Consider the following 6,854-nt stretch of genomic DNA (forward strand, 5'->3'; position numbering starts at 1 on the left):
GTTATATGAATTATTGAATGCTTTTACGCTATATTCCTTGACAAGTGGATGGAGTTGGTGCTATTTTTTATTTAGCGGGTTTTTAGCACTCAGTAGGTTAGAGTGCTAACAAAAGGGGGGGGTAATGCATGAAAATGGATGACCGCAAGCAAAAGGTGCTTCTGGCCATCGTTCACGATTATATTGCTACCGCTGAACCCGTTGGTTCCCGCACCATAGCTAAAAAGTTCAGGCTTGGCGTCAGCCCTGCCACCATTCGTAACGAAATGGCTGATTTAGAAGAGCAGGGTTATATTGAACAACCTCATACTTCCGCGGGGCGAGTGCCCTCCGAGCAGGGCTACCGCTACTACGTGGACTATTTGATGCAAAAGCACGACTTATCAGCGGAAGAGGAAGATCTAATTCGCAGTGAGTTTGACATCAAGGTGAAAGATATCGGCCAGGTTATACAGAAAACGGGCCAACTTCTCTCACAACTCACCCATTATACCGCCATGGTGCTTACCCCAAGCATTGGTACCAGCCGGTTTAAGCATATCCAGCTGGTTTCGATGAACCCTACCCAGGCCATGGTTGTGGTGGTAATGGACAACGGAACTCTGCACCACAGATTGATTGATATTCCTGAAAGCATCAGCACTGATGACATGGAAACCATATCCCGGATTTTAAACGCCAAGCTGCGGGGCCTTACCAATGAAAACATCAAGCTTACTTTGGTAAAGGAAATTTATTTTGAACTGGCCAGGCACAAACATATTCTCGACCTTGCCATGGAGCTGTTAGAGGACAGTCTAACCATGAAATCCGAGGATAAAATTTACCTGGGTGGGGTATTTAATATGTTAAACCAACCAGAATTCCACAACGTGGAAAAGGTTAAAACCCTGCTCAGCATCCTGGAGCAAGAAAAGCTTCTTTACGGGTTAATGACCGGTGAGGAGCAGGATGTGGGCGTTACCGTGCGCATTGGCGGTGAGATAAAGAACAAGAAAATCAAGGAGTGCAGCATGGTCACAGCCGCCTACTCGGTAGCGGGCCGGAAGATGGGCTCCATGGGAGTGCTGGGGCCGACCAGGATGGAGTATGCCAAAGTAATCAGTGTAGTTGATTTTATGACGAAGAACCTTTCACAAGCTCTGGAGCGCATGATGAAGGGCATGGGAAAGTGAGGGGGTACCGTATTTGAGCTTGAAAAAGGAAGCGACTCAAGGGGCCGAGGTGGACGAGAGACTGGCCGCTTTGCTGACCAATTCCAACGCCATCCGGGCTATAACCAGCGCCGTCGAGGGGACTTTGGGTCCCAAAGGACTGGACACGATGCTGGTTGATAAATTCGGCGAGGTCGTGATTACCAACGACGGGGTTACCATCCTGACCTTGATGGAGGCCAACCACCCTGCTGCCAGAATGCTCATCAACATAGCCAAGGCACAGCAGGAGGAAGTCGGCGACGGGACAACCACGGCTACGGTGATGGCCGGCGCCCTGGTCGGCTTCGGAGTGGAGCAGGTTATAAAGGGAGTCCCTGTCGCGCGAGTCATTGAGGGGATGCGCGTGGGGCTAAAGAAGGCGCTGGCAGTGATGGAGAGTCAGGCTCAACAGATCAACGGGCTGCATGACCAGTTTGTGCGCCAGGTGGCGCTCGTTTCGGGCCGCGGCCACGAGGACATTGCCGACCTGGTGAAGCAGGCTGCGGTGTTGATTGGGGAGGAGAAGCTAAAGGACAGTTCTTTTAAGTTTTCAGATACTGTTGTAGCTGAAGAGGGCGCTTTAAACCAGGTTTTCATGGGCGTAATTATTAATAAGGAGCGGATGAACCGCCAGATGCCCGGGGAACTGGGTGAGGTCAAGGTCTTGATTATCGACGACGCCTTGGAGCCGGAGGAAATTGATGACGAAGCCCTCGGGACCGAGTCCGGGTTTGCGCGTTACCTGCAGCTGCAGGCCGAATTCAAGGAAAACGTCCAAAAAATTACCAGCCTGGGAGTGGAACTGGTACTGGCCGACCGCGGCGTAAACGATGCGGCTGAGGAGATTTTAACGGATGCAGGCGTTATGGTGGTCCAGCGGGTGGCCAACAAGGAACTGCGTAAGGCCGCCGAACATACGGGAGCCAGGATGATCAAGCGGACCGGGCTGAAAAGAACTACAGAGGAACTCCTAAAATACCTTGGATTCGCAGACCGGGTCTATAACGACGAAAAACTTGAACAGGTCTGGGTCCAGGGAGGAAGAGGCAAGCCGATGGCCACTGTGCTGGTAGGCGCCGCTACTTCCGAGGTGGTTGGCGAGCGTGAGCGTATCGCCAAGGATGCGTCTGCCTCCGTGCAGTCGGCGGTCAGGGGCGGGGTGGTGCCTGGCGGCGGCTCGCTGGAACTTGCGGTAGCCCGCGAGGTGGAAAAAGTGCGGGAAGGTATCCGCGGCATGGCTGCGTACGGGGTGGACTGTGTGGTGGAGGCGCTCAAGCGTCCTATGTCCCAGATTATCGCCAATGCTGGTTTCAATCCCCTGGAAAAACTGGGGGATGTGATTGCCGCACAAGTTGAAACAGGAAAAAATTCTCTGGCCGTCGACTGTGACAGCGGGCAGGTAGCCGACATGCTGGAAATGGGTATTGTCGATCCGGCCGAAGTAAAAATATACGCGCTTAAGGCCGCCGGTGAGGTAGCCGAAGCAATCTTAAGAATCGATACTATAATTAAGAAACGGGAAGAAGACTTAAAGCCAAAAGATTCCAGCTTATCTGGTCTGTGAGGTGAACAATGTTGGTAAAAGATGAAAAGAAAGAGAAAGATGTTCAGGAAATTTCCGACGAGGGAAAAGAGCAAAGTGTTATGGAGAAAAATCTCACAACAAGCGCGGTAGAGGATAACGGGCCCCAGGAAGCGGAAGGGGTTCCTGCTGAGGGCAGTGATCCGGCCGAACTGCAAAGGTTATTGGCCGAACAGACGACACGGGCACAAGATTATTATGACCGGCTGCTTCGTTTGCAGGCCGACTTTGAAAATTTTCGGCGTCGCACCAGGCAGGAAAAGGATGATTACTATAAATATGCCTCTGAGCAGCTGGTGGTCGCTCTCCTGCCGGTGCTTGACAACTTCGGTCTGGCTTTGGCGGCGGAGGGTGACTCGATAGAGGGCTTTAAAGCTGGGGTGGAGATGATTTATAAGCAGCTGTTGGATGTGCTGGCAACCGAAGGTGTCACCCCCATCCAGGCAGTTGGGGAGCCTTTTGATCCTACCAGGCACGAGGCGGTGGCCCAGGACGATTCCGGTGAGCACCCTGCCAATACAGTTGTTGAAGAGTTCCGCCGGGGTTATTCCCTGAGAGAAAAAGTAATCCGGCCGTCCATGGTTAAAGTTGCTGTAGCTTTATAATAATTTGGAAACAGATTCTAGGAGGTAGAATACAATGTCTAAGGTTATCGGAATAGACCTGGGTACCACCAACTCCTGCGTTGCTGTAATGGAAGGCGGCGAAGCGGTTGTTATTCCCAACGCGGAAGGCGCCAGGACCACCCCTTCCGTAGTGGGATTTTCAAAAACCGGTGAAAGGCTGGTCGGGCAGGTAGCTAAAAGGCAGGCTGTCAGCAACCCGGATCGCACTATCAGTTCGATTAAACGCTACATGGGCACCGATCATAAAGAAAATATTGACGGCAAGAATTACACGCCACAAGAAATATCCGCTATGATTTTGCAGAAACTTAAGGCCGACGCGGAAGCCTACCTGGGTGGAAAGGTGGATAAGGCGGTTATCACGGTGCCGGCCTATTTCAGTGACTCACAACGCCAGGCCACCAAGGACGCCGGTAAAATAGCGGGCTTGGAAGTTTTGCGTATTATCAATGAGCCTACCGCGGCAGCCCTGGCCTACGGGCTGGATAAGGAAGACGAACAGACTATTTTGGTTTTCGACCTGGGCGGCGGCACCTTCGATGTATCTATCCTTGAACTGGGAGACGGAGTCTTTGAAGTTAAAGCTACCAGCGGCAACAACCGCCTTGGTGGAGATGACTTTGACCAGAGGGTAATCGACTACCTTGCGGCCGAGTTTAAAAAAGATACAGGGATTGATCTGCGCAACGACAGAATGGCCATGCAGCGCCTCAAGGAAGCTGCCGAAAAAGCAAAGATAGAGCTTTCCGGGGTAGCCACCAGCAATATCAACCTGCCGTTTATCTCTGCGGACGCCAGCGGGCCGAAGCACTTAGACATAACTCTTTCCAGAGCCAAGTTTGAGGAAATGACGGCAGACCTGGTTGAAAAGACCATGGGGCCGACCCGCCAGGCTCTTTCAGACGCCGGGCTGCAGCCCAAGGATATCCACAAAATCTTGCTGGTTGGCGGCTCAACCAGGATTCCCGCCGTCCAGGAAGCCATCCGTAAGTTCCTGGGCAAGGAAGCGCACAAGGGCATCAACCCGGACGAGTGTGTTGCCGTTGGCGCGGCGATCCAGGCCGGGGTCCTGGCCGGTGAGGTTAAAGATGTGCTGTTGCTTGATGTGACTCCGCTGTCCCTGGGCATTGAGACCCTGGGTGGTGTTTCTACCAGGTTGATTGAGCGCAACACCACCATTCCAACCTCAAAAAGCCAGATCTTTTCCACTGCCGCGGATGGCCAGACCACTGTGGAAATCCACGTGCTGCAGGGCGAGCGCTCGATGGCTGCGGACAACAAGACGCTGGGTCGCTTTACCCTGACCGGTATTCCACCCGCTCCCAGGGGAGTGCCGCAAATTGAGGTCAAATTTGACATCGACGTCAACGGTATCGTCAATGTCTCGGCCAAGGACATGGGCACCGGCAAGGAACAAAGCATGACCATCACTGCTTCTACCAAACTCAACGACCAGGAAATCAATAATATGGTCAAAGAGGCAGAAATACATGCCGCCGAGGATGCCAGGCGCAAGGAAGAGATCGATACCCGCAACCAGGCCGACAGCATGGTTTACCAGGCGGAAAAATCCATCAAGGACTTCAAGGATAAGGCCGACGCGGCTTCTATTGAAAAGCTGCAGAAGGCTGCCGATGACCTCAAAGAAGCGCTTAAAGGCAATAATATTGATGACATCAAGGCTAAGCTGGAAGCGCTGACCGGGCCGCTGTACGAACTGACCTCGGCCATGTATCAAAAAACCGGACAGCCGGGGGGTGACGGCGCAGCCGGTGGAGGTCAGGAAGGCACAGCCGCCCAGGAGCCTAAAGATAATGTTGTTGACGCTGACTTCGAAGTAAAAGAGGATAAATAAACCCCCTAAAAATATTGTCTCATTTATGGTAGAATGGATTTGCATTTCAAACTAATAAACCCGAAAGTAACCTTTGTTAAGGGGAATTACGGTTCCCCTTTCCTTTGTTGTAGTTAGAAGAGGTGGTGCAGATGGCAAAACGAGATTATTACGAGGTCCTGGGCGTATCCAAAAATGCGTCTGCGGATGAGATTAAAAAAGCATACCGCAAGCTGGCGCGCCAGCATCACCCCGATGCCAATCCCGGTAATAAGGAAGAAGCCGAGGCCAAATTCAAGGAAATCAGTGAGGCCTATGTTGTTTTAAGCGACCCGGAAAAAAGGGCCGGCTATGACCGTTTTGGCCATGCCGGGGCTGACGGACAGGGCTTTGGTGGTTTTGAGGGCTTTGGTGATTTTGGCGGTCTCGGGGACATTTTTGAGATGTTCTTCGGTGGTGGCGGCGGCAGGCGGCGTAGCGGCCCCGAAAGGGGCAACGACATCAGGGCTGACCTGGAGCTGAACTTGAAAGAGGCTGCCTTCGGGCTCGAGCGTGAAATCAAGGTGCCCCGCACCGAGACCTGCGGCACCTGCGGTGGAAATGGCGCGGCCCCCGGCAGTAAGCCCAAGACCTGCCTGGCCTGCGCCGGCACCGGACAGATGCAGTTTACCCAGAGTACTCCTTTTGGACGTATTGTCCAGTCCCGTACCTGTGACCGCTGCCGCGGCACCGGCAAGATTGTTGACAAGCCATGCCCGACCTGCCGTGGAGAGGGCCAGGTCCGCAAGACCCGGAGCATCAAAGTCAAGGTGCCGCCCGGGGTGGATAACGGATCGCGGCTGCGTCTGTCCGGTGAAGGTGAAGCCGGGGCAAAGGGCGGGCCGCCCGGTGACCTCTATGTCTACATCCATGTCAAGCCCCATCGTGTTTTCAAGCGGGAAGGCGATGACCTGATCTGCGAAGTCCCTGTTTCTTTTACCCAGGCAGCCCTGGGCGACGAGTTGGAGGTCCCTACCCTGGAAGGGAATGAAAGGCTTAAAATACCGGAGGGAACCCAGTCGGGCACTGTTTTCCGGATTAAGGGCAAGGGCGTTCCGCACGTCAACGGCTATGGACGCGGTGACCAGCATGTGCTGGTCAAAGTGGTGACGCCAGGCAAGCTGACCGAGAAGCAAAAAGAATTATTGAGGGAATTTGCCCGATTGGGCGCAGACAACCCGCAAGCTGCAACAGGCGCCGACAAAGGCTTCTTTGGAAAAATGAGAGACGCGTTTATGGGGTAGTTGTATGGGGTAGTTGATGGTGTGAATTCTTTCAAATAAAGATACTCATGTGGTTTCAGATTTTCTTAGTTTAATTGATGTCGCAGGTCGCAAGGCGTAAGGCGTAAAAAAGAATCTGTTTCTTTTGACGTCGGCTCAGGTGTATAAAAGACCTGGAAGGAATGCAGTATAATTTACGTCCAACGCCTTACGCCCTACGCCTGACACAGAATAGGTGATGCACGTTGGATTGGTTGGAAGTGGCTGTACAGGTTCCACCCGAAGGGGTGGAATTGGTTGCTGATATTTTTCAAGAGATGGGAACAGGCGGGATCCTCGATAACAACCCCGCCT

General features: G+C 53.0%; 5 protein-coding genes. All 5 read left to right on the forward strand.

Translation table 11 applies throughout. The features are described 5' to 3' along the window. The first annotated feature begins 128 nt into the window (after positions 1 to 128). The 5 genes from hrcA (at position 129) to dnaJ (ending at position 6,521) form a co-directional block, all read left to right on the forward strand. A complete protein-coding gene (gene hrcA, locus Psfp_RS12700) occupies positions 129 to 1,175 on the forward strand; it encodes a heat-inducible transcriptional repressor HrcA (protein ID WP_134218914.1) in 1,047 nt (348 codons plus the stop codon). 13 nt (positions 1,176 to 1,188) lie between these two features. Next, complete coding sequence (locus tag Psfp_RS12705) at positions 1,189 to 2,760, forward strand: TCP-1/cpn60 chaperonin family protein (RefSeq protein WP_134218915.1); 1,572 nt, start codon at positions 1,189 to 1,191, stop codon at positions 2,758 to 2,760. Positions 2,761 to 2,768: 8 nt separating this feature from the next. Further along, a complete protein-coding gene (gene grpE / locus Psfp_RS12710) occupies positions 2,769 to 3,383 on the forward strand; it encodes a nucleotide exchange factor GrpE (protein ID WP_134218916.1) in 615 nt (204 codons plus the stop codon). Positions 3,384 to 3,417: 34 nt separating this feature from the next. Then, a complete protein-coding gene (dnaK, locus tag Psfp_RS12715) occupies positions 3,418 to 5,259 on the forward strand; it encodes a molecular chaperone DnaK (protein WP_134218917.1) in 1,842 nt (613 codons plus the stop codon). A gap of 131 nt (positions 5,260 to 5,390) precedes the next feature. Continuing rightward, positions 5,391 to 6,521, forward strand: coding sequence for a molecular chaperone DnaJ (gene dnaJ, locus Psfp_RS12720; protein WP_134218918.1), 1,131 nt, complete (start codon positions 5,391 to 5,393; stop codon positions 6,519 to 6,521). Positions 6,522 to 6,854: the final 333 nt, after the last annotated feature.

Origin of the sequence: Pelotomaculum sp. FP (assembly GCF_004369245.1) — a bacterium.
Taxonomy (GTDB): Bacteria; Bacillota; Desulfotomaculia; order Desulfotomaculales; family Pelotomaculaceae; genus Pelotomaculum_C; species Pelotomaculum_C schinkii.

Bases quoted from the DNA above. Each gene is read 5' to 3' on its own strand.
- hrcA (WP_134218914.1), top strand. From the start codon at position 129: ATGAAAATGGATGACCGCAAGCAAAAGGTGCTTCTGGCCATCGTTCAC.
- grpE (WP_134218916.1), top strand. From the start codon at position 2,769: ATGTTGGTAAAAGATGAAAAGAAAGAGAAAGATGTTCAGGAAATTTCC.
- dnaK (WP_134218917.1), top strand. From the start codon at position 3,418: ATGTCTAAGGTTATCGGAATAGACCTGGGTACCACCAACTCCTGCGTT.
- dnaJ (WP_134218918.1), top strand. From the start codon at position 5,391: ATGGCAAAACGAGATTATTACGAGGTCCTGGGCGTATCCAAAAATGCG.